The 24673-nt window shown below is 64.3% G+C and carries 30 protein-coding genes; 16 read left to right on the forward strand and 14 right to left on the reverse strand.

What is annotated here, in order from left to right; all coding sequences use genetic code 11:
• Nucleotides 1–5: 5 nt before the first annotated feature.
• Nucleotides 6–917: an EamA family transporter RarD gene (gene rarD / locus AC4K8G_RS10235; RefSeq protein WP_491734046.1), complete on the reverse strand. Its 912-nt coding sequence runs from the start codon at nt 915–917 to the stop codon at nt 6–8.
• A gap of 119 nt (nt 918–1036) precedes the next feature.
• Here rarD and AC4K8G_RS10240 point away from each other — a divergent pair, with 119 nt between their 5' ends.
• Genes AC4K8G_RS10240 through AC4K8G_RS10270 form a run of 7 tightly spaced genes read left to right on the forward strand, consistent with a single transcriptional unit; the run spans nt 1037 to nt 5391 of the window.
• Nucleotides 1037–1720 carry a DUF4893 domain-containing protein gene (locus tag AC4K8G_RS10240; protein WP_491734047.1) on the forward strand — a complete coding sequence of 228 codons (684 nt, stop codon included), beginning with the start codon at nt 1037–1039 and terminating at the stop codon, nt 1718–1720.
• Nucleotides 1717–2085, forward strand: coding sequence for a ribose-phosphate pyrophosphokinase (locus tag AC4K8G_RS10245; protein WP_491734048.1), 369 nt, complete (start codon nt 1717–1719; stop codon nt 2083–2085). The genes AC4K8G_RS10240 and AC4K8G_RS10245 overlap by 4 nt, the downstream gene beginning before the upstream one ends.
• A gap of 12 nt (nt 2086–2097) precedes the next feature.
• Nucleotides 2098–3210 carry an RluA family pseudouridine synthase gene (locus AC4K8G_RS10250; protein WP_491734049.1) on the forward strand — a complete coding sequence of 371 codons (1113 nt, stop codon included), beginning with the start codon at nt 2098–2100 and terminating at the stop codon, nt 3208–3210.
• Nucleotides 3210–3821, forward strand: coding sequence for an FMN-binding negative transcriptional regulator (locus tag AC4K8G_RS10255; RefSeq protein ID WP_491734050.1), 612 nt, complete (start codon nt 3210–3212; stop codon nt 3819–3821). The genes AC4K8G_RS10250 and AC4K8G_RS10255 overlap by 1 nt, the downstream gene beginning before the upstream one ends.
• Entirely contained in the window at nt 3811–4479 is a 669-nt protein-coding gene (locus tag AC4K8G_RS10260) for an HAD-IA family hydrolase (RefSeq protein WP_491734051.1), read from the forward strand. The genes AC4K8G_RS10255 and AC4K8G_RS10260 overlap by 11 nt, the downstream gene beginning before the upstream one ends.
• The gene (locus AC4K8G_RS10265; RefSeq protein ID WP_491734052.1) at nt 4472–4699 is read left to right on the forward strand and encodes a hypothetical protein; all 228 of its coding nucleotides are present in this window, start codon (nt 4472–4474) and stop codon (nt 4697–4699) included. Before AC4K8G_RS10260 ends, AC4K8G_RS10265 begins: the two co-directional genes overlap by 8 nt.
• Nucleotides 4696–5391, forward strand: coding sequence for an ATP12 family chaperone protein (locus AC4K8G_RS10270; RefSeq protein ID WP_491734053.1), 696 nt, complete (start codon nt 4696–4698; stop codon nt 5389–5391). The genes AC4K8G_RS10265 and AC4K8G_RS10270 overlap by 4 nt, the downstream gene beginning before the upstream one ends.
• On the opposite strand, the gene gmk is transcribed toward AC4K8G_RS10270, so the two are convergent.
• Nucleotides 5388–6044 (reverse strand): guanylate kinase, encoded by a 657-nt coding sequence (gmk, locus tag AC4K8G_RS10275; protein WP_491734054.1) that lies wholly within the window; start codon nt 6042–6044, stop codon nt 5388–5390. The two genes, AC4K8G_RS10270 and gmk, sit on opposite strands and share 4 nt — an antisense overlap.
• 140 nt (nt 6045–6184) lie before the next feature.
• Here gmk and AC4K8G_RS10280 point away from each other — a divergent pair, with 140 nt between their 5' ends.
• Together AC4K8G_RS10280 and clpS are read left to right on the forward strand one after the other, a co-directional pair.
• Nucleotides 6185–6928, forward strand: a complete 744-nt coding sequence (locus AC4K8G_RS10280; RefSeq protein WP_491734055.1) for a phasin family protein — start codon at nt 6185–6187, stop codon at nt 6926–6928.
• A 133-nt stretch (nt 6929–7061) separates the two neighbouring features.
• The gene (gene clpS / locus AC4K8G_RS10285; RefSeq protein ID WP_491734056.1) at nt 7062–7412 is read left to right on the forward strand and encodes an ATP-dependent Clp protease adapter ClpS; all 351 of its coding nucleotides are present in this window, start codon (nt 7062–7064) and stop codon (nt 7410–7412) included.
• 4 nt (nt 7413–7416) lie between these two features.
• Here the strand turns inward: clpS and AC4K8G_RS10290 are convergent, their stop codons facing one another.
• Complete coding sequence (locus tag AC4K8G_RS10290; RefSeq protein ID WP_491734057.1) at nt 7417–7752, reverse strand: DMT family protein; 336 nt, start codon at nt 7750–7752, stop codon at nt 7417–7419.
• Between the two features lie 76 nt (nt 7753–7828).
• Between AC4K8G_RS10290 and murA the strand changes: the two genes are divergently transcribed.
• Nucleotides 7829–9115 carry a UDP-N-acetylglucosamine 1-carboxyvinyltransferase gene (murA, locus tag AC4K8G_RS10295; RefSeq protein WP_491734058.1) on the forward strand — a complete coding sequence of 429 codons (1287 nt, stop codon included), beginning with the start codon at nt 7829–7831 and terminating at the stop codon, nt 9113–9115.
• Here the strand turns inward: murA and AC4K8G_RS10300 are convergent.
• From AC4K8G_RS10300 to AC4K8G_RS10315, 4 genes are all read right to left on the reverse strand, one after another.
• Complete coding sequence (locus AC4K8G_RS10300; RefSeq protein ID WP_491734059.1) at nt 9112–9897, reverse strand: GNAT family N-acetyltransferase; 786 nt, start codon at nt 9895–9897, stop codon at nt 9112–9114. The genes murA and AC4K8G_RS10300 overlap by 4 nt on opposite strands.
• Entirely contained in the window at nt 9894–11096 is a 1203-nt protein-coding gene (locus tag AC4K8G_RS10305; protein ID WP_491734060.1) for a DUF445 domain-containing protein, read from the reverse strand. The genes AC4K8G_RS10300 and AC4K8G_RS10305 overlap by 4 nt, the downstream gene beginning before the upstream one ends.
• Nucleotides 11097–11207: 111 nt before the next feature.
• Nucleotides 11208–14594: an efflux RND transporter permease subunit gene (locus AC4K8G_RS10310; RefSeq protein ID WP_491734061.1), complete on the reverse strand. Its 3387-nt coding sequence runs from the start codon at nt 14592–14594 to the stop codon at nt 11208–11210.
• Between the two features lie 20 nt (nt 14595–14614).
• Nucleotides 14615–15790, reverse strand: a complete 1176-nt coding sequence (locus AC4K8G_RS10315; protein WP_491734062.1) for an efflux RND transporter periplasmic adaptor subunit — start codon at nt 15788–15790, stop codon at nt 14615–14617.
• Between the two features lie 194 nt (nt 15791–15984).
• Between AC4K8G_RS10315 and AC4K8G_RS10320 the strand changes: the two genes are divergently transcribed.
• Together AC4K8G_RS10320 and AC4K8G_RS10325 are read left to right on the forward strand one after the other, a co-directional pair.
• Nucleotides 15985–16251, forward strand: a complete 267-nt coding sequence (locus AC4K8G_RS10320) for a GlsB/YeaQ/YmgE family stress response membrane protein (protein WP_491734063.1) — start codon at nt 15985–15987, stop codon at nt 16249–16251.
• Nucleotides 16252–16328: 77 nt separating this feature from the next.
• Complete coding sequence (locus AC4K8G_RS10325; RefSeq protein ID WP_491734064.1) at nt 16329–17051, forward strand: SIMPL domain-containing protein; 723 nt, start codon at nt 16329–16331, stop codon at nt 17049–17051.
• A 68-nt stretch (nt 17052–17119) separates the two neighbouring features.
• On the opposite strand, the gene AC4K8G_RS10330 is transcribed toward AC4K8G_RS10325, so the two are convergent.
• The 3 genes from AC4K8G_RS10330 to AC4K8G_RS10340 form a co-directional block, all read right to left on the reverse strand.
• Nucleotides 17120–17371: a GlsB/YeaQ/YmgE family stress response membrane protein gene (locus AC4K8G_RS10330; protein WP_491734065.1), complete on the reverse strand. Its 252-nt coding sequence runs from the start codon at nt 17369–17371 to the stop codon at nt 17120–17122.
• Nucleotides 17372–17516: 145 nt separating this feature from the next.
• Nucleotides 17517–17816 (reverse strand): CtrA inhibitor SciP, encoded by a 300-nt coding sequence (gene sciP / locus AC4K8G_RS10335; RefSeq protein WP_491734066.1) that lies wholly within the window; start codon nt 17814–17816, stop codon nt 17517–17519.
• 91 nt (nt 17817–17907) lie between these two features.
• Nucleotides 17908–18132 carry a hypothetical protein gene (locus AC4K8G_RS10340; protein WP_491734067.1) on the reverse strand — a complete coding sequence of 75 codons (225 nt, stop codon included), beginning with the start codon at nt 18130–18132 and terminating at the stop codon, nt 17908–17910.
• Between the two features lie 86 nt (nt 18133–18218).
• Between AC4K8G_RS10340 and mnmA the strand changes: the two genes are divergently transcribed.
• Genes mnmA through AC4K8G_RS10355 form a run of 3 tightly spaced genes read left to right on the forward strand, consistent with a single transcriptional unit; the run spans nt 18219 to nt 20900 of the window.
• On the forward strand, nt 18219–19334 hold the full coding sequence (mnmA, locus tag AC4K8G_RS10345; protein ID WP_491734068.1) for a tRNA 2-thiouridine(34) synthase MnmA: 1116 nt from the start codon (nt 18219–18221) through the stop codon (nt 19332–19334).
• Between the two features lie 43 nt (nt 19335–19377).
• Nucleotides 19378–19788: an NUDIX domain-containing protein gene (locus AC4K8G_RS10350; RefSeq protein ID WP_491734069.1), complete on the forward strand. Its 411-nt coding sequence runs from the start codon at nt 19378–19380 to the stop codon at nt 19786–19788.
• Nucleotides 19788–20900, forward strand: coding sequence for an alpha/beta fold hydrolase (locus tag AC4K8G_RS10355; protein ID WP_491734070.1), 1113 nt, complete (start codon nt 19788–19790; stop codon nt 20898–20900). The genes AC4K8G_RS10350 and AC4K8G_RS10355 overlap by 1 nt, the downstream gene beginning before the upstream one ends.
• Here AC4K8G_RS10355 and AC4K8G_RS10360 read toward each other — a convergent pair.
• From AC4K8G_RS10360 to pdxH, 4 genes are read right to left on the reverse strand one after another with little or no spacing between them, the layout of a single operon-like run.
• A complete protein-coding gene (locus AC4K8G_RS10360) occupies nt 20845–21282 on the reverse strand; it encodes a YybH family protein (protein WP_491734071.1) in 438 nt (145 codons plus the stop codon). The genes AC4K8G_RS10355 and AC4K8G_RS10360 overlap by 56 nt on opposite strands.
• The gene (locus AC4K8G_RS10365; protein ID WP_491734072.1) at nt 21282–22064 is read right to left on the reverse strand and encodes a PhzF family phenazine biosynthesis protein; all 783 of its coding nucleotides are present in this window, start codon (nt 22062–22064) and stop codon (nt 21282–21284) included. The genes AC4K8G_RS10360 and AC4K8G_RS10365 overlap by 1 nt, the downstream gene beginning before the upstream one ends.
• Nucleotides 22061–22999 carry a cation diffusion facilitator family transporter gene (locus tag AC4K8G_RS10370; protein WP_491734073.1) on the reverse strand — a complete coding sequence of 313 codons (939 nt, stop codon included), beginning with the start codon at nt 22997–22999 and terminating at the stop codon, nt 22061–22063. The genes AC4K8G_RS10365 and AC4K8G_RS10370 overlap by 4 nt, the downstream gene beginning before the upstream one ends.
• A complete protein-coding gene (pdxH, locus tag AC4K8G_RS10375) occupies nt 22996–23571 on the reverse strand; it encodes a pyridoxamine 5'-phosphate oxidase (protein ID WP_491734074.1) in 576 nt (191 codons plus the stop codon). Before pdxH ends, AC4K8G_RS10370 begins: the two co-directional genes overlap by 4 nt.
• A 78-nt stretch (nt 23572–23649) precedes the next feature.
• Here pdxH and AC4K8G_RS10380 point away from each other — a divergent pair, with 78 nt between their 5' ends.
• Nucleotides 23650–24612, forward strand: coding sequence for a DnaJ C-terminal domain-containing protein (locus tag AC4K8G_RS10380; protein ID WP_491734075.1), 963 nt, complete (start codon nt 23650–23652; stop codon nt 24610–24612).
• Nucleotides 24613–24673 lie beyond the last annotated feature (61 nt).

The raw sequence follows: 24673 nt of genomic DNA on the forward strand, positions 1-24673 counted from the left end.
TAGCATCATTCCGGCGCTTGGGGCAGCCGCGGCTTGCGCACCATTGCCACGACGTAAAGCGCAAGCGCGGTCCAGATCGCCGCGAAGGCGACGGCGTGGGTGGCTTTGAATGGCTCCCCGTAGAGCAGAACCGCAATCATGAACTGCAGGGTCGGGGCAATGAATTGCAGCATCCCCATGGTCGAATAGGGCAGGCGCTTCGCCGCGGCCGTGAAGAGCAACAATGGAGTGGTCGACACGACGCCGGCGAGCAGCAGGAGCATCGCCTGGTGCTGGTTGAAGCCCATGACCGGCTGGCCCGCGACCCATTGCCAGGCGAGCCAGGCGATGGCGACCGGGAACAGGAGTGCGGTTTCCACGCCGAGGCCCGTGATCGAATCGGCCGGGACCACCTTCCGCAGAAGGCCATAGAGAGCGAAGGTGATGCAAAGCGTAAGGCTGATCCACAATTGGCTGAGCGCGCCGGCGGCAAGAACGGAGATGCCCGCGGCTGCGATTGCAACCGCCGCCCACTGCAGCTTGCTCAGCCGCTCCTTGAGGGCGAACCGGCCAAGCAGCACGTTGGCGAGCGGGTTCAGGTAATAACCGAAGCTCGCCGCGAGGATGTGCCCGCTAGTGACCGCATAGACGTAGAGCAGCCAGTTGCCGCCAATTAGCAGCGCGGTAACAGTGAGAATGCCGAGCGTTCGTGGCCGGGTTACGGCGGCCCGAACCTTGTCCCATCCCTTTGAAATGAAAATGAGGAGGGCCAGGAAGGGCAGCGACCAGAGCACGCGGTGGGCCACGATGTCGAACGCCGGGACCGCCTTGATCAGCTTGAAGTAGATCGGGAGGACGCCCCACAGCGCATAAGCGGAGAGGCCGAGGACGAATCCGGCGCGCGGGTGATCGAGCTTTTTGGCTGCTGGTGCGTTCATTACGGGTGCGCCTAGACGCGGCGAGCGCTGCATGAAAGGAGATGATGAACATCGCCTTTGTTGAAACTGTAGCGGCGCACTGTCAGTTTGGTGGCGGAATGACAAAGGGGCGTTCAAGGGTGGGTCAATTCCGTAAATCGGCTGCCGCCATCGGAGGCGCTCTGGCGCTCGCGCTGTTGGCGGGCTGCGCACTGAAGCCCAAGCTGCCGCCCGGTGTGAAGCCAAGTGTCGAGGTCGGTGCCCCGCTGAAGTCTGAGATCTGGAAACACCTCGCGACCGTTCCCGACCAGGACCGCCTCGCGCGGCTGGGCCTCGCCTGGCAGGAAGCGCTGGCCGACGCCAAGAGGTCCAACGCCGCCGATATCCGCCGTGAGGGAAAGCTGCTGATGCCTCGCGCGGCGCTCGCCCGGCCCGCGCCGACGCCGGGCAGTTATAACTGCCGGCTGATCAAGCTCGGCAAGGCGACGACCAAGAGCAAGCCTTACGAGAGCTTCAAACCCTTCTTCTGCTACGTCGAGGTGGACGAGGATCTGTTGTCGATCGTGAAGCAAACCGGAAGCCAGCGACCCGCCGGTCGGTTGTGGGAGGACGACGACCAGACACGGTTGGTCTTCCTCGGTAGCCTTGCGCTTGGCGACGAGCAGCAGCCGCTCGCCTACAGCGACGACCCCAAGCGCGACATGGCCGGTGTGCTCGAGCGGATCGGCCCGTTCAAATGGCGGCTGGTGATCCCCTGGCCGCAAAGCACCTCGAAGCTCGACGTGTTCGAGCTGACTCCGGTCGCGCAACAGCCGGAAGGGTGAACGACGCCGCTGGTTTGCTCGCCGATCCGCAGGAGGTTCGCGCGATTCTGGTCGCCTCGGCGAAGGCCGGTCAGTCAATCACATATTCGGAAGTGCTCGGGTTGCTCGGTCACGCATTCTCGCGGCCGAAGATGCGGCAGTTGTGCAAGGTGCTGACCTTCGTCGACGATGAAACGGCGGAGCGCGGCGAGCCTGAGCTCGCGGTCCTGGTGGTACGCCAGTCCGATGGGCTGCCGGGTCAGGGCTGGTGGATCGGCGGCGCCAAGAAGCATGGCTACAAAGGGCTGTGGGAAGGGCCCAAGGCGGCCAAGCTGATCCGCAAGGTCCAGACCCAAGCGTTCGACTATTGGGAGAAGCGCGGATAAGCAGCCCGCGCAATGGCTGAGCGAACTTTCACTGTCGATGACGATGACGACGGCATCCGCCTGGATCGCTGGTTCAAGCGACACATGCCCGACGTCAGCTTCAACCTCGTGTCGCGCTGGGCACGGACCGGGCAACTACGGCTGGCGGGAAAGCGCGCTGTGCCTGGCGACCGGATCGAAGCGGGGCAGGAGATCCGCCTGCCGCCGCTCGACACGCAGCCCGCGCGGAGCGGGCGGCCGCAGCCGAAGCGCGACCCCCTGACGGAAGAAGAAGAGCAGATGGTCCGCGACATGGTCATCCACCAGGACGCGAACGCGTTTGTGCTCAACAAGCCGCCGGGCCTTGCGACGCAAGGCGGGACCAAAACGCACCAGCATCTCGATCGGCTGCTCGACGGGCTCGCCGATGACGGCGGACGCCCGAAGTTGGTCCACCGGCTCGACAAGGACACGTCGGGCGCGTTGCTGGTCGCTCGATCCGCGCGCGCCGCTGGGCATTTCTCCAAGTCCTTCTCGGGCCGCACCGCTCGCAAGGTCTATTGGGCGCTGGTGGTCGGCGACCTGTCGCCCGACGAGGGGATGATCGACGCGCCGCTCGCCAAGCAGCCCGGCACCGGCGGCGAGAAGATGCATATCAGCGAAGAGCATGGACTTCCGGCCAAGACGAAGTGGCGGCTGATCGACCGGGCGGGCAACCGCGCCGCCTGGGTCGAGCTGCAACCGCTAACGGGCCGTACGCACCAGCTGCGCGCGCACATGGCGTCAATTGGCCACCCGATCGTCGGCGATGCTAAATATGGCGGGCCGGACTCGTTCCTGACTGGCGGGATCAGCCGCAAGCTCCACCTACATGCGCGGCGCATTCGCATCGATGCGCCGGGCGGCGGCAAGATCGACGTGACGGCCGAACTGCCGCCGCACTTCGCCGAAAGCCTGTCGACCCTGGGCTTCGAGCCGATGGCCGGCGATATGATGCCGCTCGAGCAGCCGAAGGCCTCGCCCGAGGCGAAACAGCGCAAGATTGCGGCGGCGGCCAAGACGCGGCGACGCGAGCGCCGCGGGGAACGACGGTCGCGGGGGTCTTCGCAAGGAAAAGCCAAACCAAAACCGCGGGGCAAGCGCTAATGCATCCGGGCGGCACCTTTGATTGGACCGATCGGGAAGCGATGCTGCGCTTCGTCGGCCAACAAGCATTCGCACACATCTTTGCCGCGTCGGACGCGGGCTTGTTCGTGGCCCACGCGCCCGTTCTTGTCACGGCCGAGGGCAAGGTCCGTTTCCACCTCGGGCGGCGCAACCGGATCGTCGATCATCTCGGTGGCCGGAGCGCGCTGATCAGCGTCCTCGGCCGCGATTCCTATCACAGCGCCAACTGGTACGTGTCGACCAACCAGGTCCCGACCTGGCATTATGAATCGGTCGAGGTTGAAGGGCCTGCGCGCCGGCTCTCGCACGAGGAGCTGGTCGACCAGCTCGATGGCCTGAGCGCGGAGATGGAAGGCCGCTTCTCGCCGGACAAGCCGTGGACCCGGTCAAAGATGGACGACAGCGCGTTCGCAGCGATGACCAAGGCGCTGGTCGGTTTCGAGGTCGATCCAAGCGACGTTCGCGGCACCCGCAAGTTCAACCAGCACAAAAAGCGCGCGGACCTCGATGCGACGATCGCGGGCCAGCGCGCCGCGGGTCGCGAGGACATTGTGGCGGCGATCGCAGAAATGGCGGCGCGTGACGAATAAGCTGGCGGTTTTCGACTGCGACGGGACCCTGGTCGACAGCGGCGGCACGATCCACGCGGCGTTGCGCCAAACCTTTGCCGAGCACGGGCTCGAGATCCCGCGGTCGTCAGTGGCGCGGCGGGTGATCGGCCTCAGCCTGATTGAGGCGATGGCGATGCTGGTGCCCGAGGGATCGGCGGAGCAACACCATCGGCTGGCCGAAGACTATAAGCTGGTGTTCCAGCGGCTGCGCGCCGCCGGCAAGGTTGAGGAGCCGCTGTTCGATGGCGTGCTCGAATTGCTCGACGCTTTGGAAGCTGATGGCTGGCTGCTCGCGGTCGCGACCGGCAAGTCGGACCGGGGCCTCAAGCATTGCCTCGACGAACATGGGCTGCACGCGCGCTTCATTTCGCTGCAAACGGCCGACCGGCACCCGTCCAAGCCGCACCCGTCGATGGTCGAGCAGGCAATCGCGGATGCCGGCGCGTCGCGCGAGCTGACGATCGTTGTCGGCGACACCAGCTTCGACATGGCGATGGCGGTGGCGGCGGGCGCTCGCGGGATCGGGGTCGCCTGGGGCTATCACGACGCGCAGGAGCTGATGGACGCCGGCGCGGTGGCCGTTGCCGAAGAGCCCGGCGACGTTCTCAAACTGGTCAGGAGCCATGTCGATGGATGACATCAAAGCCCGCAACCGGCTGCTGGCCTACACAGCGGTCCGGGCCGCCGGCCTCGCGGTCTTCTTCCTCGGGATCGCGATTATCTACACCGACCTGCTTCGTCCCGGGGGGTGGCCTCAGGTCGGCGCCATCGTCGCAATCATGGGCGTGATCGACGGCCTGTTCGCGCCCAAACTGCTGAAGCGCGCCTGGGACGAGCGGGACCGCGACGCCCAGTGAAACGCTTCTGGGAAGACGTGGATGTCGAGGCCGGCGACGGTGGCTTCGGCGTGCTGCTCGACGGGCGCCCGGTGAAGACACCCGCGCGCGCCGCGCTGGCCGTGCCGACCGAGACCTTGGCCGAAGCGATTGCCGATGAGTGGCGTGCGGTCGACGGCGACATCGACCCTGGCGCCATGCCGCTGACCGGGCTTGCCAACGCCGCGATCGACCGGGTTGCGGCCGATAAGTCGACTTTTGCGAGCGGCCTTGCGCGCTACGCCGAATCCGACCTCACCTGCTATCGTGCGACCGGGCCGCGCGAGCTCGCCTCAGTGCAGGAAATGGCCTGGGACGCACTGCTCGGCTGGGCACGCCGCCGCTACGACATTGATTTCGCGATCACGCAGGGCGTGACCCATGTCCCGCAACCCGCCGGAACGGTGGAACAGCTCAGCCACGCCGTCGAGGCGCTTGACGCATTCCACCTCGCCGGCCTTTCGCCGATCGTGACCATCGGTGGCTCGCTGGTCGCCGGACTGGCCTTGCTGGAACGAGCGATCACCCCCGACCAGGCCTGGGACGCGGTTAGCATCGATGAGCGCTGGCAGATCGAGCAATGGGGCGCGGACGAAGAAGCCGAGCGGGCAATCGAGAACCGGCGCAGCGAATTGCTGGCCGGGGCGCGATTCCTGGAGTTGCTGGACGCTTAGTGCTCGGGGCCGATCAGGCTTCGGACGAATTCATTGAGGCTGGTCTGCCGAACGCGTTTCGAGCGCTCCGCCGCGATGATTGCCCGAACACGCGCGAGGCAATCGTCCATCTCGTCGTTGACCAGAACATATTCATATTCTGCCCAGTGGCTGATCTCATCTGAAGCGCGCTGCATCCGGTCCGCGATGACTTCCGCCGAGTCGGTTCCCCGGGCGCGGAGGCGCTGCTCTAACTCAGACATCGACGGCGGGAGCAGGAAGATCGTGACCAGCTGTCCCTTGAAATCGGGTTCGAGTTGCCGCGCGCCCTGCCAGTCGATGTCGAATAATATGTCGCGGCCTTCGCGAAGCGCGTCCTTCACCGGCTGCTTGGGGGTGCCGTAGCGGTAACCGAAGACGGTGGCCCATTCGACGAACTCATTTTCAGCGATCATTCGATCGAATTCGCCGTCGGCGACGAAGTGGTAATCCTTCCCGTCATGCTCACCCGGGCGCATTGGGCGCGTGGTTGCCGAGACCGACATCGCAATCTCATCGTCTGCGTCGAGCAGCATCCGCGAAATCGTCGTCTTTCCGGCGCCCGATGGCGACGAAAGTACGATCAAAAGCCCGCGACGGTGGCGAGCGATCGCGTCGGTTTGCGAACGGTCCATGACCGCTCTTGCTTCGGGTGAAGCGCTTTCGTCAACATGGGGCCGTCACGCGACGAAATGATGCACTGCACAAAAATATGCTTGAAATGGTGCGGCGCAATGATTATTGTGCAGTGCAACAAATTCGGAGGAATGACATAATGGCTGACGAAACCAAGGTTGAAGCTGAGGTTGTTGCCGAGGCTCCGGCCAAGGTTGCCGAAGCGGTTGCCGAGACGATCGAAGCGGTCGTCGAGGAAAGCGCCAAGACCGCCAAGCGCACCCGCGCTTCGAAGGCTCGCCGCGCCAAGCGTGAAGCGGTTGCCGCCAAGGCTGCGCCGCGTCGTGCCAAGGCAGCCAAAGTCACCCGCCGCAAGACCCGTATTTCCGCCCGCAAGGCCACCAGGAAGGCCGTGCGCGCCACTCAGAAAAGGATTGAAACCGTGACCAACAACAATTTCTTCAAGGGCTTCGACGCCGTTCCGGCCTTTGCCCCGTTCCAGTCGTTCTTCGCTGACGCGAGCGAGCGCAATCAGGAGCTCGCCAAGAAGACCCAGAAGGTCGCTGGCGAACTGGCCGAACTCGCCAAGGCGAATGTCGAGGCGGTGGTCGAGGCCAGCCGCGTCGCCGCCGAAGGCGCCAAGGCGCTCGGTCAGGACGTCGTCGCCAAGCAGCGTGACAGCTACGAGCAGGCCGCGGACGCGATCCGTTCGCTCGCCGAAGCGAAGTCGCCGACGGAATATCTCCAGCTGCAGGGCGATTTCGCCCGCGCCTCGTTCGACCGTGCGGTCGCCGAGAGCTCGAAGCTGACCGAATCGCTGGTCAAGCTGGCCGGCGAAGCGTTCCAGCCGATCTCGAATCGCGCGTCGGCCAATGCCGAGCGCTTCAACACCCTCGTTGCCTGACCCTCTCCCCTCCTAAGTTAGGCAACGATATGGCGGTCGCTCCTGTAACCGGAGCGGCCGCCATTTTTTTAAGTCCAATGCTGCTAGATGCCGTCTTGCCGCGTTTCTTGCGCTTGCCATATTCTAGAGTGGAATGAGCATTCGACCTTACATGACCGCGAACGGCGACGGCGATGACGGTATCGACGAGATCGAGACCGGCGTTGCGACGCGCACGCGCCCCAAAACCAAGAAGCCTTCAAACTACAAAGTGCTGATGCTGAACGACGACTACACGCCGATGGAGTTCGTCGTGCTCGTCCTGCAGCGCTTCTTCACCATGGGAATCGAGGACGCGACGCGGGTGATGCTCCAGGTACACCAGCAGGGCGTCGCCGTGTGCGGTGTGTTCACTTACGAAGTCGCCGAAACAAAAGTCACGCAGGTGATCGACTTCGCGCGGGAGAACCAGCACCCGCTTCAGTGCACGCTGGAGAAAGCCTGAGGGTTTAGACCCGGCCGACGAACATGAAGGCGGCCGCGCCGGCGAGGCAGGCGAAGGCGCCGAGATAGCGCCAGCCGATCGGTTCCTTCAGGACGATTGCCGCGAAGACCGCGAACACGCCGAGCGTGATCACTTCCTGCATGACCTTGAGCTGGCTCCCGCTGAACCCCTGCGCATAGCCGATCCGGTTGGCCGGCACCGCGAACGAATACTCGATCAGCGCGATGCTCCACCCGATCAGGATCGCGGTCAGCATGGGCAGGTGCGGAAACTTGAGGTGTCCGTACCAGGCCAACGTCATGAAGATGTTGGAGACGACAAGCAGGGCGATGGTAAGCATCCCGCACCTCTAATCCCTCCACGCGCGCTGTTCCACCTGCGCTTGTCACGCGAAAGTCACACGCTAAAGCGCGGCGGTGGACAGCATCTGGATCAAGGGCGGCAACGCCCTCAAAGGCGAAATTCAAATCAGCGGCGCCAAGAACAGCGCCCTAGCCCTGCTGCCGTGCGCGCTTCTCACCGAAGAGCCGGTCACGCTCGGCAACTTGCCGCGCCTGGCCGACGTCGACAGCTTCGGTCACCTCCTTAACGAGCTTGGTGTTTCCACGAGCGTTTCCGGCGCCAGGAAAGGCGACCAGGCGAAGCGCCGAATGACCCTGACGGCCGACGACATCGCTTCGACGGTTGCGCCCTATGACATGGTCCGCAAGATGCGCGCGTCGATCCTGGTGCTCGGGCCGATGCTCGCGCGCATGGGTGAATCGACCGTGTCGCTCCCCGGCGGCTGCGCCATCGGCGACCGGCCGATCGACCTGCACCTGAGAGCGCTCGAGGCGATGGGCGCCGAGATCGAGCTGGCGGCGGGCTATGTGAAAGCCAGCGCCCCCAAGGGCCGTATCCCCGGCGGCGATTTCAGCTTTCCAGTCGTCTCCGTTGGCGCGACCGAAAATGCGTTGATGGCCGCCGTCCTCGCCAAGGGCAAAACGCAGCTGTTCAACGCGGCGCGCGAGCCCGAGATCGTGGACCTGTGCAACCTCCTGGTGGCCATGGGCGGCAAGATCGACGGCATTGGCTCATCCCACCTGACGATCACCGGCGTCGAAGGCCTGCACGGCTGCGATTATGACGTGATGCCCGACCGTATCGAGGCGGGCAGCTACGCCTGCGCGGCAGGCATTACCGGCGGTTCGCTGCACCTCGTCGGTGTCCGGCCCGAAGAGATGCTGGCGACGACCAACGTGCTCGCGCAGGCGGGGCTGGCGATCGAGTTCACCGAGCGCGGAATGCGCGTCACCGCGCACCAGCCGCTGAAGCCGGTAGCGGTTTCGACCGCGCCGTTCCCCGGCTTTGCCACCGACATGCAGGCGCAGCTGATGGCCATGCTGTGCCTCGCCGAGGGCGACAGTTTCCTCGAGGAGACGATCTTCGAGAATCGTTACATGCACGTGCCGGAGCTGCGCCGCATGGGCGCCGACATCGACATCCACGGGCGCTCCGCGATTGTTCACGGCGTCGAGAAGCTGACCGGCGCCAGCGTAATGGCCACGGACCTCCGCGCATCGATGAGCCTGGTGCTCGCCGGCCTCGCCGCGGAGGGCGAGACCGAGGTGCTGCGCGTCTATCACCTGGACCGCGGCTATGAGCGGCTGGAAGAGAAGCTCAGCGCGGTCGGGGCGACGATCGAGCGGCGCAGTACCGGCTAGAGCTTCTTCATGAAGCGGATGCTGGTCCGCTCGTATCCCATGTGGCGGTAGAAAGCGTGGGCGGCGGTCAGCCGATCGTTGCTGGTGATCTCGACCATCCCGCAACCGAGCTTCTTGAGCAGCGCCTCCGCGGCGTGGGTGAGCTCTCTTCCGACGCCGCTGCCGCGGGCTTCCTTATCGACGACCAGGATCGTGATGCGCCCGACGGGCCGGTCGCGGTGGATCGCGACCATCGCGTGGAGGCCGGCGAGGCCGACCACCTTCTTGTCCAGCGTCGCGACCAGTTGCGAAAGTTTTTGCTTGGCGAGCGCGGCCATTCGCTTGCGCACGCCTTTCGCGTCGACGTCGTGTTCGAGGAGCTTCATCAGACGGACCAGGTCGGCGGCGTCGGCCGGCTTCGCTTCGCGGATCTTTAGGACGGGTTCGGGCTTCGGCTTGGGAGGTTTGGGCGGCCTCGGTGCGGTCTTGGGCTTTTCGACCGGGGGTTCGCGGTCGTTCGCGGCATCCGGCTGGCGCGTGGGTTTGCGCTTGCGCGGAAGCACCGCCACATCGAGTGACGCGCCCCAGTCGGACGCGCCGAGGTTGCGAAGATAGCTCTCGATATCCTCGGGTTTTCCGATCGGGCCCTTGTCGTCCATGCCGAACACGGATTTGCCTTTGGAATCCGTGAGGCCCGCGCGGCCGAAGCGGCGCTTTCCGGGCGACCGAACGCGCGAGCGGACGAGCTTCAGCCCACGATTTCGGGCCATCTCCGACAGCATATCGAGCCGTTCGTCGCTCATATCGTGTCCAGCACGTGCAGGATGAGTCCGACCAGCCCGCCGACGATGGTTCCGTTGATCCGGATATATTGGAGGTCGCGGCCGACCGCGGCCTCGAGCCGGTTGGTCACCGTTCGCGCATCCCAGCCGCGCACCGTCTCCGAGACCAGCTTGACGATCGAGCTGCCGTAACTGGCCGCCATGCCGACTGCGGCGCGGCGCGCGAACTGATTGATCGCCGCGCGGATCCGCCGGTCTTTCTCCAGGGTCGAGCCCATCGACTTCAGCACTTCGCCGAGCTTGCCGGCGAGCACGGCATCGGGGTTGCGAGCCGCCTTGATCATCGCTTCGCGGCCCTTCTGCCAAAGCGTGTCGAGCCACAGGCTGACCGACTTGTTGTCGAGCAACTGCTCCTTGATCGTCTCGACCCTCTCGCGCGTCTCGGGCCGCGTCTGCAGGTCGTTGGCAAGCTGGGCGAGCGCCTCCTCAGCCTTGACCCGGACCGGATGGGCAGGATCGGTCGACATCTCCGTCGTGAGCTTGCGCAAACCGTCGATGATGGCGTCCGCAAGCTTGGCATCGAAGCCGGCGAGCTTCAGCGCCCAGTTCGCCTTCTTTTTGACCATCTGGCGGATCAGTTCCTCATTCGCTTCGAGCGCGCGCGCCATCCAACGGATCGACGCCTCGAGCATCGGCACGTGGCGATCCTCGTTGATCGCGCTCGCCAACGCATGGCCGAGGAGGGGGGACACCTCCATCTTGCGAATCCGCGAAGAAATTGCGCCTTTGACGATGCCGCCCAAGCGCTCGTCGTCCAGGCTTTCGAAGATGTCGGCGATTAGCCGCGAGGCACCGGCGCGGATGCGGTTGCCCTCGCTCGCAGGCGTCTGGAGGAACCGGCCGGTGGCGCCGGCGACGTCGATATTTTGCATCCGCCGCGCGACCACCGACGGGATCAGGAAATTTTCCTTTAGGAAATTGGCGAGCGCTTCGCCGATCCGGTCCTTGTTGCGCGGGATGATCGCTGTGTGCGGGATAGGCAGGCCGAGCGGGTGGCGAAACAAGGCTGTGACCGCGAACCAATCGGCGAGGCCGCCGACCATCGCCGCTTCCGCAAACGCCTTCACATAAGCGAGCCACGGATATTGGGGCTGGAACGCACGCGCGGCCACGAACACGCCGGCCATCGCGACCAGCAAGCCGGTCGCGACGACCTTCATTCCCTGCGCCCCGGGCTGGGCAGGGTTAAAGCGGGATAGAGCGCCGTTGGTCATTGCCCTCATGCCCGCTCAATAAACGAGCGGGCGCCAAGGTTCACAAGCCCTTGTCCATCACTCGGCGGGTACGGCGATGCCTTCGCGGTGCGCACCCTGGCCGATGAAGCGATGGAACAGGCGGCCAATCCTGGTTTCGATCGAGATGGCAATCGAGAAATAGGATGGCACGAGGACCAGGGTCAGAAGCGTCGAGAAGATCAGGCCGCCGATGACGGTGATGCCCATCGGCGCGCGCCAGCTGCTATCGCCGCTCAGCGAGATCGCGGTCGGCAGCATGCCGAACACCATCGCGACCGTGGTCATCACGATGGGCTGTGCGCGCTTGTGCCCGGCCTCCCAGATTGCCTCGTTCTTGCTCATGCCGTGGTTCATCATCTCGACGGCGAAATCGACCAGAAGGATCGAGTTCTTGGCGACAATGCCGAACAACATGAGGATGCCGATGAGCACGAAAAGGGAGATCGGCTGGTTAGCGATGTGCAGCGCTACGGCCGCGCCCAAAGGGGCAAGCAGGAGCGAGCCCATGTTCACGAACGGGGCCAGGAACCGGCGGTAAAGCAGGACCAGCACGGCGAACACCAGCAGCACGCCCGCAATCAACGCTACAGCGAAGTTGAAGAGCAGTTCCGACTGCCACTTCTGGTCGCCCAGGTTCATCTTCTGCACGCCTTGCGGCAGGTTCTTCACGGTGGGCAGTTCATTCACCTTTGCGAACACGTCCCCTTGCGCGAAGCCAGGCGCGAGATCGGCGCCGATCGACAGGCGGCGGAGCTGGTTGGAGCGATTGATCGTCGTCGGACCCGAGCCAAACCCGATCTCGGCCACCGCTTTCAGCGGAACCGACCCGCCGCTGGAGGTCGGAACCGGCAAGTTCTCGAGCGTGCTTATGTCACGCCGCGCATTCTCCGACAGCGAAACATTGATCGGCACCTGGCGATCGCTGAGCGAGAATTTGGCGCTGTTCTGCTCGATCTCGCCAAGCGTCGCGATACGGATCGTCTGGCTAAGCGCTGCGGTGGTGACGCCAAGGTCGGCGGCAAGGTCGAAGCGCGGCTTGATGGTGATTTCCGGCTGCGCGAGGTTGCTCCCGATACGCGGTGCGCGAAGCCCGGGAATGGTTGCCATTTCCTTCGCAATCTCATTGGCCACCGCGTTCAGCTGAACCGGGTCGTCGCCGCCGAGATACAGCATGATGTCGCGCGAATCGGGATCCGGGCCGCCGCCTTGCTGGCTCTGGAAGCTCACGCGCGCGTCGGCCATCGCGGCGAGCGCCGGCGACAGATTGCGCTCAAATTCGGAACTCTTGAGCGGGCGATGTTTCTTCAGAACGATATTCAGGTGGCCTTCGCCGACGTTGATCCGCTCAAACACGCGATCGACGTTCTCATCGCGGCTGACGATCGCCGACGCGCGATCAACGACGGCTTCGGTTTCCTTGAGCGTGCTACCCGGCGGCATGGTGATGTTGACCCGCGAGTAGTCGCTGTTCTGCGGTGGGAAGAAGGACAGTGACAGCGTCCCGAACAGGACGATGCTCAACAGCAGGGTGACGAAGCCTGCGCCGACCATGGCCATGCGATGGTCGTGCATGCGCGCGTTCCAGCGGGCGACGAGGACCCCGTGCCATTCGGCAAAGCCGCTGCCGAACTGCTGGACGAGCCAGGCGACGCCCTTTGCTGCGAAATAGCCCACGGCGCCTCCAACGACGACCGCGATGGCGAAGCCGATCGCGCCGGGCAGGCCGAGCTTGCCAAGGCCAGCCATCGCCGCGCCGGTTCCGGCCCCGAACGCCACGACGACGGGCACAACGAGCAAAGCCGCAAGCGCGTAATAGCCAAAGTGACGCGGCAGCTTTGGCAGCCTGGCGAGAAGCGTATGCGCCTTGGACGTGTCGAGGCTCCAGTTGAGGACCTTCAGGTAGAAGTCCATCCACTTCCAGTTGGCGTGCGGCTGCTCGCCGTGGGAGCGGAGGAAATAGGCCGCGATAAGCGGGGTGATCATTCGGGCGACGAACAAGCTCATCAGCACCGAGAGAACGATCGTGAAGCCGAACGCCTTGAAATACTGGCCGGCGATTCCGGGCATCAGCGCGACGGGGAAAAACACCGCGACGATCGCCATCGTCGTCGCAAGCACGGCTAGCCCGATCTCATCGGCTGCGTCGAGCGCGGCCTGATAGCCCGATTTTCCCATGCGCATGTGGCGGACGATATTCTCGATCTCTACGATGGCATCGTCGACGAGGACGCCGGCGACGAGGCCCATGGCCATAGTCGACATGAAATTGAGGGTGATTCCCATCATGCTCATGAACCAGAAGGCGGGGATCGCCGACATCGGGATCGCGAGCGCCGAGATGGCAGTTGCGCGAATGTCGCGAAGGAACAGCAAAACGACCAGGACGGCCAGGATCGCGCCTTCGACCAGTCCTTCCATCGCCGAATGATATTGGGCCTTGGTGTAGTCGACGGTGGTGAACACCTCCGAGAAATGGATCTTCGGATTTTCCTTCTGGAGCTTGTCGAGCTCCTTCCACATCCCCTCATAGGCCGTGACTTCGGACGAGCCCTTGGCGCGCTGGACCATGAAGGTCACCACCTGCCGGCCGTTCTGCTTGGCGATCGAGCGCTGTTCCGAATTGCTGTCCTGCACCGTTCCGAGATCGGCCAGCCTGACGAAGCGGCCGCCAGGCAACGCGATCTGCGTCTGCGACAGCTCATAGGCGTCCTGCGCATTGCCCAGCACGCGCACCGATTGTTCGGAGCCGGCAATTTCCGCGCGGCCGCCGGCACCGTTCATATTGCTCTGGCGGAGCTGTTGGTTGACCTGCGCCGCCGTGATGCCCTGCGACTGAAGCGCCGCTGGGTCGAGGATGACTCGGATCGTCCGGTCCACGCCGCCGACGCGCTGAACCGCCGCGATGCCCGTGATCCCAAGCAGGCGCTTCGAGACGTTATTATCGATGTACCAACTCAACTGCTCGAGCGTCATGTCCGTCGCTTGCGCGCCGACATAGGAGATCGGCTCGTTATTCGCGTCGATGCGCGTGACTTGGGGCTCAAGGATGCCGTCAGGCAGCGTCCCGCGGATCTGCGCGATGGCGTTGCGCACGTCGTTGACCGCGCGGTCGGTTGGCGTTCCGATCTCGAACTGGACGAAGGTGAAGCTGTTGCCTTCGCTTACGGTGCTGCTGATTTCCTCAACGCCGTTGACGCCGCGGATCGCCGATTCGACGCGCTGGGTGACCTGGGTTTCAAGCTCGTTCGGCGCCGCGCCGGGCTGCGTGACCGAAACGCTCGCCGCCGGGAAGTCGATGTCCGGCGCGTTGTTCACCTGCATGCGGGCGAACGACACGATCCCGCCGAGCATTAACGCAACGAACAGAACGATCGGAAAGACCGGGTTGCGAATGCACCAGGACGAGATGTTACGGAAATTCATCGGTACGACTTCCTAGCGCTTCAGCGCGCAGCTTCCCGCCGCGGATTCACTTTCTGGCCCGGGTTGAGGAATGGGCCGGCCGACAGCACGACCGCTTCATTCCCCGAAATGCCCGCGGCGATTGTGACACCATTCTCGTTGACGGTGCCGATCTTGATGTCGCGGCGCTCGACCTCTTTATTGCCGTTGATGATGTAGACGTAATTACCCTTGTCATCGCTGAGCACGGCGCTTTGCGGCAGCTGCGGGGCGGTGGTCGAACCCGCCGTGATCTTCGCTTCGGCAAAGCCACCCGGCTTGATCGCGGGGTCGTATGGAACGGCAATCCGCACCGCGCCGAGTCGTGATTGCGCGTCGATCATCGGCGCGACCTGCCACACGGAGCCCGAGAAGGCGCGATCCGAGCCCACCGGCGTAACGCTGGCCGGCATGCCGGTGTGGACGAAAGCAAGGTCCTGCTGCGAAAGCTGGGCCTGCATTTCCATCTGACCGCCCTCCGCGAGGCGGAACAGCGCCGGCGAACCTGCACCCACGATCTGTCCGACCTCGACGCTGCGGGCCATGATCAGGCCCGAGGCCGGCGCGGTCACATTCAATCGGCCAATCTCCGCGCGGGTTGCGCCAAGCTGCGCTTGCGCCACCCGGACCTGCGCATAAGCCGCGTCGCGCGTTGCCTTTTTCGAATCGATTTCGGCCTTGGACACGAAGCCCCGGCCCTGAAGCGCGACTGCACGCTCGTAATTGGATTGGGCGAGCGCCGCGTTGGCGCGGGCAGCATCGACCTGCGCGGCCAGCTGCGCCGCCTGCTGCGCCTGAACGGAGCGGTCGACAACCGCGAGGACCTGCCCTGCGCGGACCCAGCTGCCGGCATCGACGAGGACCCGGACGACCTTGCCACCGGCGCCGGCGATGCCGACCGGCTGGTCGCGCTTGGCTGCGAGCGGGCCGCTGGCCGTGACGACGCGGCCCACCTGGCTGCTACCGGGAACGATGACCGTGACAGTAGGAATTTGGCCGGCGCCAGCGCCTGCGGCGGGCGTATCGCTCTTGGTCGCACCGCGGCCGAGCATGACTGCAGCAACAATAATCAACAGCGCCCCAAGGGCAGCCGCAATGATCATCCACCGCCGCCGTTGGCGAGAGCGATCGGTGACCACGAGCGTGTCCGAAGAGTAGATCGAGGTTTCCCGGTTCATCATTCCCTGCCCAGTTCGCGAATCCATCGTGGTGACGGTTCACTGTATTAGCCCGATAAGTCACCTAGCGCAACCGCCGCCGCGCTCGCCATCGCTTTTCGACTAACGGTGGCACTTGTCTGGCAAGCGCGCGTTGCCGCATTTGACGTGAAGGTCCGTTGAACGACTCGAGGGACAAACAGAGGGGATGCGCGATGGAGAATTACGGGATCATCGGCTGGATTGTGATCGGCGGCCTGGCCGGTGCGATCGCCAAGCTGCTAATGCCTGGCCGGGATCCCGGCGGATGCATCATCACCGTGTTGCTGGGCATTGCCGGAGCGCTCGTGGCCGGCTGGGCCGGACGCGCGGTCGGGTGGTACGGACCCAATGACCAGGGCGCGGGCTTTGTCGCGGCGATCGTCGGCGCGTTCCTGTTGCTGCTGATCTATCGCCTGGTCGCAGGCCGCCGCCGCGTCTGAGGAAGCCCGTTCAGCAAAGATGCATGGCTGCGGCGCGACCGTTATGGCGGTGCAATGACTGTTCGGGGACAAAGACCATGAAACATATCCTGATAGCGGCGCTAATGCTCGGCGCGGCCGGATTGCCTGCCACCGCGGAAGCGCAGCAGGCGCAGATCAACCAGACGATCGCGGGAACGCGGCTCGACATCAGCGCGACGGGGGACGTGACTCGAGTGCCCGACGTCGCGATCATCACCGCCGGAGTCGTCACCCGCGCGATGAGTGCCGGAAGCGCGCTTCAACAGAATGCGACGCGGATGGACCGGGTAATCGCAGCGCTGAAGCGGGCGGGGGTCGAGGACCGCGACATCCAGACCAGCAACATCAGCCTCAACCCAGAATATACCTACGCGAACAACCAGCCGCCCAAGATCAACGGCTATTCGGCGTCGAACCAGCTGACTATCAAGTTCCGCGATATCGCGAATTCGGGGAAGATCCTGGATGCGCTGGTCGCTGAAGGCGCGAACCAGATCAACGGACCGAACCTGACCATCGACAAGCCCGAGGCTGCGCTCGACGAGGCCCGGGCGAAGGCGGTCGCGGCAGCGCGGGCGCGGGCGGACCTTTATGCACGGTCGCTTGGAATGCGGGTGGTGCGCGTGGTCGCGGTCAGCGAGAGCGGCGGCAATTATCCGGCGCCCCCGCCAATGCCGATGATGATGCGGGCGGAAGCGGCACAGGCGGCGGACACTAAGATCGTGCCGGGCGAGCAGAAGCTGTCAGTCACGCTCAGCGTTACGTACGAACTGCAATAACCGCGGACATGAAAAAGGCCGCGCGGGAAGCCCCGCGCGGCCTATATCTTGTGCTGCGATGAGCGCCCTTAGCGCACTGAGCCGCGGCGAATGAGGTTCACGATCGCGAGCAAGATAACGGCGCCAAGAAGCGCGTAGAGGAAGCTCTCAATCGTGATGCCGGCGTTCATGTTAACGCCGAACAGAAGGCCCGAAATAACTGCGCCGACGATGCCGACGACAATGTTGAGGATGACGCCCTGCTGCGCGTCGGTGCGCATGATCATGCTCGCAAGCCAGCCGCAGACACCGCCGACGATCAGTAAGATGATGATTCCCATGAGATCATTCCCTCCTGTTTTTGCAGCCGCCATTGAACTGGGCGGCCGTTCCGGCATCACAGACGCGTGACGCGCGCCGGTTGTTCCGGATTCGGAAGGTTCTGTCCAATATTTAGGTTAACGTCCCGGTCGCCCGGGCCGAGGATCAGTAGCGCTGCTGGCGCTCGTACTGATCGCGATACTGCTTGATTCGCGTGACTCGAAGGCCCGGCATGCCGCTACGGTCGACCGCGCGCTGCCAGCTGGTGAATTCCTCGAGGCTCAGCGTGTAGCGCTTGCAGGCCTCATCGACCGTGAGCAGCCCGCCGGACACCGCGGCCACGACTTCGGCCTTGCGGCGAACCACCCAACGAGTGGTTTCGGCAGGCGGCAGCGAGTCGAGCGTCAGGGGCTCGCCGAGAGGTCCGATGACCTGGGCCGGACGAATCTTCTGGTTCTCGAGCATCTTCCGTCACACCTGCTTAATCATTGAAACTGGACACGGCTTAATCCCCGGGCGTTGAAAATATTGTGAAACGCGGTGGTTAATGACCCGGTTAGTCAGCCTTACGCTCCTTTAACCCTGACTCTCCCTCGGCGAATGCGCCGCCGAGGGACTTCACTGCATCCCGCCATCCCTCGCTCCCCGAGAGGTAGCAAGCGATCGCGTCTTCCCGACTCTGACCGCCCGCGTCACCAGTGACGGCAAGTAGGTCGAGCAGCTCGTTGAGGCTCAGCTGCGCTTCGTCAGACCTTACAAAGTCCTTCTCGAAACGCGCCAAATTTGCCCCCCTCGCTGCCGTCGGCTTGCCCTCGGTCTAGCCGCGAGGAGTGAAATTCGGGTAAAGATCGACGCAAGAGACCTCCATTGCGGACAGATTTTCAGCTCGGCCGCCCCTCGGGCGATGCCAGAATCGTCGTCGCCATGTCTGGCGGCGTCGATAGTTCGGTCACGGCCGCGCTTGCCGCGCGCACCGGCAACGAGGTGATCGGCGTAACCTTGCAACTCTACGACCATGGCGAAGCGGTGCGCCGTTCAGGCGCCTGTTGCGCGGGCCAGGATATCTATGATGCGAAGATGGTCGCCGACCGCCTTGGCATCGCCCATTACGTGCTCGATTACGAAAGCCGCTTCCGGAACAGCGTGATCGACCGCTTCGTCGACGAATATGCGGCGGGCCGGACGCCGGTGCCCTGCGCTTCCTGCAACCAGGGCGTGAAGTTCGTCGACCTGATCGCCTTCGCTCGCGAGCTTGGTGCCGATTGTCTCGCGACCGGCCATTATGTGCGCCGCATCCTCAACGGCGACCGGGTAGAGATGCACAAGGGCGCCGACCCGCGCCGGGACCAGAGCTATTTCCTTTACGGCACGACCCGCGACCAACTCGACTTCCTGCGCTTTCCGCTGGGCGACATGCCGAAGGACGAAGTGCGCCGAATCGCCGTTGAGGTCGGGCTCGAGGTTGCCGCGAAGCCCGACAGCCAGGACATCTGCTTCGTGCCCGACGGTGATTATGCCGGCCTGGTGAAGCGCATCCGCCCCGAGACCGAAGCGCCAGGCGACATTGTCGACCTCGAGGGCCGGGTGCTTGGGCGGCACCGCGGAGTGATTCATTTCACGGTCGGACAGCGCCGCGGGATCGAGATCGGCGGCCAGAAAGAGCCGCTGTACGTGATCCGCATCGACCCTCGGAATGCGCAGGTCATTGTCGGCCCGCGCCGCGCCCTCGCGGTTGAAGCCCTAAGGGTCGGGGAGTGGAATTGGCTCGCCGAAGACCAGGACGAGGTGAGCGTAAAGGTTCGTTCCCTCGCACCCGCCGTTCCCGCGGCGCGCGACGGCGACTGGATCCGCTTCGGCCAAGCAGAATATGGCGTCGCGCCGGGGCAGGCGGCGGTCGCTTATGACGGAACGCGGCTGCTCGGCGGGGGCTGGATTGCGGAAACGATCGCGGCAAGCGCGGACGTGGATGCCGCCGCCGCGTAGCGCCGGGGTCCTGCTCTTCCGTCAATCGGGAGAGCGACTGGAAGTGTTGCTGATCAAGCCTGGCGGCCCGTTCTGGAAGAACAAGGATGCGGGCGCTTGGATGATCCCCAAGGGCATGATCGAAGCCGGCGAAGCGCCCGCGGAAGCGGCGCTGCGCGAATTTGAAGAAGAAACGGGCACGAGGCTGACTGCCGTGCCCTTCCCGCTGGCGACGGTCAGGCAGGCAGCGGGCAAGATGGTCGAGGCGTTTGCGGTAGAAGGCGACCTCGACCCAACCAAGATCAAATCCATTGAGTTCGACGTGGAGTGGCCGCCGAAGAGCGGCCGCATGAAGCGGTTCCCGGAAGTTGCAGAAGCGCGCTGGATGATCTTGGACGAAGCGCGCGGCCTGATGCTGCCGAGCCAGCTGCCATTGCTCGATGCGTTGGAAGAAAAGCTGAGGGGAGTGAAGTGATGCTGTTGTTTCTTATGGCGATGGCCATGCAGCCCGCCGCGGCCCCCACCGGCTGGGGCTCGCCGCCACCCGCCTCAGCCAAGACCTGGCCGGTCCGTGAAGGCGACGTCATGCTGAAGGACTTCCGCTTTCGCTCGGGGGAGGCGCTGCCGGAAATCCGGATGCACTATACGACGCTCGGAGAGCCGCATCGCAACAAGGCGGGCGAAATCGACAATGCGGTGATGGTGCTTCACGGGACCGGTGGCGACGGCAAGCAGTTCCTGCGACCCCAGTTCGCCGATGAGCTTTACGGCCCGGGCCAGCCCCTCGACATTCGTCGCTACTTCGTCATTCTTTCGGACAATATCGGGCACGGCAAATCATCGAGGCCGTCCGACGGCCTCCGGATGCATTTCCCCAAATACGACTATGACGACATGGTCGCCGCTCAGCATGCGATGTTGGAAGCCCTGGGCATTACGCATCTCCGACTGATCTTCGGCACGTCGATGGGCTGCATGCACGCTTTCGTATGGGGCGAGACCTACCCGACCTTCGCGCAGGCGCTCATGCCGATGGCGTGCGAGCCGATCGAGATTGCCGGCCTGAACCGCATGTGGCGGCAGCTGGCGATCAACGGGATCGAGGCTGACCCGGCGTGGAAGGGCGGCGAATACACAAGCCAACCGCTGACCGGCCTTCGTGCGGCGGAGAATTTGTTGTTCGTCGCGGGATCGGCGCCGCTCAACTGGCAGACGCAATATCCGACGCGGGCCGCGGCAAGTGCTTATGCGGAGGAGCGGGTCGCGAGCGGGCTCAAGGAACTCGACGCCAACGACCTGATCTATCAGCTCGACGCTTCCCGGAATTACAATCCTTGGCCGAAGCTTGAGGCGATCAAGGCACCGATGATGTGGATCAACTCGGCGGACGACTTCATCAATCCGCGCAACCTCGATGTCCCGCAACGCGCGCTGAAGCGTATGCCGACCGCGCGATTCCGGCTAATCCCGGAGACAGCTGACACCCACGGGCACGGCACCCACACCTGGGCGAAGTTTTGGAAAGCGGACCTTATTTCGCTGTTGGCGCGGTCGGAACGTCGTAAGCCGAGACGTGGTTCACGGTGATCAGCCAGTGCCCATGACGCTTCCGGAATAAACGCGTGTTGACCCCTTCGGTGACGCGGGCGCCGCGTTCGAGCCGGTACTGGCCCACCAGCATCGCCGCGTCGGGCGCGAGCATGTCGATCTTCATGTTGTAGAAGTGGATTTTTCCGCGGCGCTCGGCTGAGCCGCCATAGTCGCGAACATAATGGTCGAGCGTGCCCTGCCAGCCGTCCTGGAATTTGCCGCCGGAGACGAACACAACGTCCGGGTTTGCGAAGCCCGCCATGTAACCTTTGAAGTCGCCGCGATTCCACGCCGCTTCCATGTGTTCGACGGTGCTGAGAATTTGCGCGCGCTCGACCGACGGATTGCTGGCCGCGAGCGCGAGGAAGGCCAGCAGCATCACAGCTGGAATTGGCCGACGATCACCGTGAAACAGCGCCCGCCAAGGAGGACTCGATCGTCTTCGAGGCGGCATTGCAGGATGCCGGTGCGCCTGCTCGCCTGGAGTGCACTGAACTCGTTGCGGCCAAGGCGCTTTGCCCAATACGGCACCAGCGCGGCGTGCGCCGATCCGGTCACCGGGTCCTCGTCGATCCCGCAGTAGGAAACGAACACGCGGCTGACGATGTCTTCGGAAATGCCGGGCGCGGTGACGATCGGCATTCGGTGGATCTTCGCAAGCGCGGCGAAATCGGGCGAGACCGCGCGAACCGCGGCCTCGTCGTCGAGCGCGATCACCGCCGCATCATTGACCCCGTCCGCGAGGAGGACCGGCATATCGGGGAGATTCAACGCCGCACACAATTCCGGTTCGCGCACTTCCTTGAGCGGCGCTGCGGGCAGGTCGAGCTCGAGCGCATCATCGCGGCGGTTGACGACCAGGATACCGGAGCGGGTCGAAAAGCGGACCGACTGACCCGCCATCAGGGCGTGGCCGGCGGCGATGGTCGCATGGCCGCACAGGTCGACCTCGGTCAGCGGCGTGAACCACCGCAGGTCGAAATCGGCGTCGTCGCGTTCGCTCGGAACGGTGAACGCCGTCTCGCTGAGATTATTCTCGGCGGCGATCGCCTGCAGGACCTCGTCGTCGAGCCACTTTTCGAGCGGCATCACGGCGGCGGGGTTGCCCGTCAACGGTCGCTCGGCGAAGGCATCGACCTGAAAGAAGGGGATGCTCGTCATTCCGCTTTCTCCGTGATCTCCGATGGCAGGAGCGTTTCGCGGTCGGTCTGTCCCTCAGGATCGACGTGGATCAGGATTTCCGTGTTTGGAAAGCGCTGTTGCAATTCTTCCTCGATGGCGTCGAGCCGGTCATGCGCTTCCTGGACGGTCCAGTCGGCCGGCACCCACACGTGGAACTGCGCGAAATCATGCGTGCCGCTGCTCCGGGTGCGAAGGTCGTGCAGGCCCTCGAGCTCAGGATAGTCCTTGCACGCATCGAGGAATCTCTTGCGCAGCTCGTCCGGCCATTCGCGATCCATCAACTGGTGCAGCGCGTTGCCTGACGCGCTCCAGGCACCCCAAAGCAGCCACAGTGCGATTAGAAGCCCAAAGATCGCGTCGGCTCCGACGAGGCCGAGGAACTGGTCGAGGACCAGTGCAATGATGACCGAGCCGTTGAGCAGAAGATCGGATGAATAGTGCAGGCGGTCAGTGCCGATGGCGAGCGAACCGGTCCTTTTCACGACATGGCGCTGATAGGTGATAAGCGCGATCGTCAGAACGATCGCGACAATCGACACGCCAATGCCGAGCTCTGCCTGGCCGGTCTCGGCGCCGGCAAGCAGGCGCTGTACGGCTCGGAAACCGATGAAGATTGCCGACACCGTGATGATGATTATCTGGACGAGCGCGGCGAGCGCTTCCGCCTTGCCGTGGCCGAAGCGATGTTCTTGGTCGGCGGGGGTGGCCGCGATCCGTACGGCGAGCAGGACGATGAGGCTGGCGACCAGGTCGAGGCTACTGTCGGTCAGCGAGCCAAGCATCGCCATCGACGAGGTCTGAAGGGCTGCATAGGCCTTCATCGCGATCAGGGTCACCGCCAGGGCGCTACTGGCGAAGGCCGCGCGAGCGGTCAGGCGTGCGCGCTGTTCGGCACTGATCGTTGATTCCGTCATGGGTAGAGCAGCCCTTCCGACCAGCCTTCGCCCGTCATCGTGAACAGGCGGCGTTCGTGGAGACGGTGCTCGCGGTCGATCCAGAATTCGATGCGGTCGGGCACCACGCGATAGCCGCCCCAATGCGGCGGTCGCGGCACGTCCTGGCTCTCGTAACGCGACTTCATCGCTTCGAAGCGGGCCTCGAAGGTCGCGCGCTGGTCGAGCGGCCGTGATTGGTCGGAGGCCCAGGCGCCAAGCTGGGAATCCCGCCCGCGGGTCGCGAAATAGGTGTCTGCCTCGGCGTCCGAAACACGCTCGACGGCGCCTTCGACCCGGACCTGGCGGCGCAGCGATTTCCAGTGGAAGAGCAGAGCCGCTTTCGGGTTTGCCGCGAGCTGGCCGCCCTTGGCACTCTGTTCGTTGGTGTAAAAGACGAAGCCTTCCGGCCCATGGCCCTTCAGAAGCACCATTCGCGCCGACGGCTGGCCATCAGCGGCGGCCGTCGCGAGGGTCATGGCGCCTGGATCATTCGCCTCCGCCTCGCGCGCCTCGGCATACCAAATGTCGAACAGGGCAAACGGGTCGGTCATCTCTCGCGGCATTAGGCTTGGCGCCGACGAAACGGCAACCCATCTGGTCAGGCCACGATCGTTGCGGCATGGAGCGGCATGGCTTTGGACCTGTACCAGCGCTTGGGGCTGAAGCGCGGCGCGAGCGAGGCGGAGATTAAGAAGGCTTACCGCAGCCTCGCCAAGCAGCTTCACCCCGACCGGAACAAGGACAACCCCGACGCTGCCAAGCGGTTCGGCGAGATCACGCACGCCTATGATTTGCTGTCCGACAAGGACAAGCGCGCCCGCTACGACCGGGGCGAGATCGATGAGGACGGCAACCCCAAGATGCCGTTCGGATCCGGCTATGGCGGTTATTCACCAGGAGCGGGGGGGGCGCAGCCGGGCGGGGGGCCGCAGGGCTTCGAAAATTTCAACTTCGGCGGTGCTGACGCGGCGGACTTGAGCGACCTGTTCGATGGCCTGTTTGCCCAGGCAGGGCGCGGACGAGGAGGCGGCGGGCCGTTCAGCGGCTTTCGCCAGCGTGCGCGGGCGCCCCAGAAGGGAGCCGACGTCGCCTATCGGTTAAAGGTGTCCTTCGATGACGCAGTCGCGCTGAAAGCGCAGCGGATCACGCTTGCCGATGGCAAGACCATCGACCTGAAACTGCCGCAGGGCCTCGACGACGGAACCAAGATCCGGCTTGCCGGCAAGGGGCAGGAAGGGCCGGCCGGGCGCGGCGATGCTATCGTCACCCTGGAGATTGCGCCGCATCGTTTCTTCACGCGCGATGGCGCCAATATCCGCCTCGAGCTTCCAGTCACGCTCAAGGAAGCGGTGCTCGGCGCCAAGGTGAAGGTGCCAACACCGGAGGGCCCGGTCATGCTGACCGTTCCGAAGGGCACGACCTCGGGCAAAGTGCTCCGCCTCAAAGGGCGCGGATTCACGTCGAAGAGCGGCAAGCGGGGCGACCAGCTGGTAGCGATCGAGATCGACGTTCCGGCGGATGATGCCGAGCTTCAGAAATTCGCGGAAAAATGGAGCGGCGGCGGCAACCCACGCTCCGGGCTGGGTGTTTAGCGCCGCCTAATGCGCGACGTTTCCCCCCAATCGCCGGAAGCAAGGCGCAAGCGGCTTGCAA

It is taken from the genome of Sphingomonas sp. SP3, from assembly GCF_058514305.1.

What these genes read in the sequence shown, in the direction of transcription:
- clpS (WP_491734056.1), top strand. Translation starts at nt 7,062, where the DNA reads ATGAGCATTCGACCTTACATGACCGCGAACGGCGACGGCGATGACGGT.
- AC4K8G_RS10365 (WP_491734072.1), bottom strand. Translation starts at nt 22,064, where the DNA reads ATGACGAGCATCCCCTTCTTTCAGGTCGATGCCTTCGCCGAGCGACCG.
- AC4K8G_RS10265 (WP_491734052.1), top strand. Translation starts at nt 4,472, where the DNA reads ATGGATGACATCAAAGCCCGCAACCGGCTGCTGGCCTACACAGCGGTC.
- AC4K8G_RS10315 (WP_491734062.1), bottom strand. Translation starts at nt 15,790, where the DNA reads ATGAACCGGGAAACCTCGATCTACTCTTCGGACACGCTCGTGGTCACC.
- AC4K8G_RS10325 (WP_491734064.1), top strand. Translation starts at nt 16,329, where the DNA reads ATGAAACATATCCTGATAGCGGCGCTAATGCTCGGCGCGGCCGGATTG.
- rarD (WP_491734046.1), bottom strand. Translation starts at nt 917, where the DNA reads ATGAACGCACCAGCAGCCAAAAAGCTCGATCACCCGCGCGCCGGATTC.
- gmk (WP_491734054.1), bottom strand. Translation starts at nt 6,044, where the DNA reads ATGGACCGTTCGCAAACCGACGCGATCGCTCGCCACCGTCGCGGGCTT.
- AC4K8G_RS10370 (WP_491734073.1), bottom strand. Translation starts at nt 22,999, where the DNA reads ATGACGGAATCAACGATCAGTGCCGAACAGCGCGCACGCCTGACCGCT.
- AC4K8G_RS10380 (WP_491734075.1), top strand. Translation starts at nt 23,650, where the DNA reads ATGGCTTTGGACCTGTACCAGCGCTTGGGGCTGAAGCGCGGCGCGAGC.
- AC4K8G_RS10360 (WP_491734071.1), bottom strand. Translation starts at nt 21,282, where the DNA reads ATGCTGCTGGCCTTCCTCGCGCTCGCGGCCAGCAATCCGTCGGTCGAG.
- AC4K8G_RS10250 (WP_491734049.1), top strand. Translation starts at nt 2,098, where the DNA reads ATGGCTGAGCGAACTTTCACTGTCGATGACGATGACGACGGCATCCGC.
- sciP (WP_491734066.1), bottom strand. Translation starts at nt 17,816, where the DNA reads ATGCTCGAGAACCAGAAGATTCGTCCGGCCCAGGTCATCGGACCTCTC.
- AC4K8G_RS10255 (WP_491734050.1), top strand. Translation starts at nt 3,210, where the DNA reads ATGCATCCGGGCGGCACCTTTGATTGGACCGATCGGGAAGCGATGCTG.
- pdxH (WP_491734074.1), bottom strand. Translation starts at nt 23,571, where the DNA reads ATGACCGACCCGTTTGCCCTGTTCGACATTTGGTATGCCGAGGCGCGC.
- AC4K8G_RS10305 (WP_491734060.1), bottom strand. Translation starts at nt 11,096, where the DNA reads ATGAAGGTCGTCGCGACCGGCTTGCTGGTCGCGATGGCCGGCGTGTTC.
- AC4K8G_RS10310 (WP_491734061.1), bottom strand. Translation starts at nt 14,594, where the DNA reads ATGAATTTCCGTAACATCTCGTCCTGGTGCATTCGCAACCCGGTCTTT.
- AC4K8G_RS10280 (WP_491734055.1), top strand. Translation starts at nt 6,185, where the DNA reads ATGGCTGACGAAACCAAGGTTGAAGCTGAGGTTGTTGCCGAGGCTCCG.
- AC4K8G_RS10320 (WP_491734063.1), top strand. Translation starts at nt 15,985, where the DNA reads ATGGAGAATTACGGGATCATCGGCTGGATTGTGATCGGCGGCCTGGCC.
- AC4K8G_RS10290 (WP_491734057.1), bottom strand. Translation starts at nt 7,752, where the DNA reads ATGCTTACCATCGCCCTGCTTGTCGTCTCCAACATCTTCATGACGTTG.
- AC4K8G_RS10330 (WP_491734065.1), bottom strand. Translation starts at nt 17,371, where the DNA reads ATGGGAATCATCATCTTACTGATCGTCGGCGGTGTCTGCGGCTGGCTT.
- AC4K8G_RS10355 (WP_491734070.1), top strand. Translation starts at nt 19,788, where the DNA reads ATGCTGTTGTTTCTTATGGCGATGGCCATGCAGCCCGCCGCGGCCCCC.
- AC4K8G_RS10300 (WP_491734059.1), bottom strand. Translation starts at nt 9,897, where the DNA reads ATGAGCGACGAACGGCTCGATATGCTGTCGGAGATGGCCCGAAATCGT.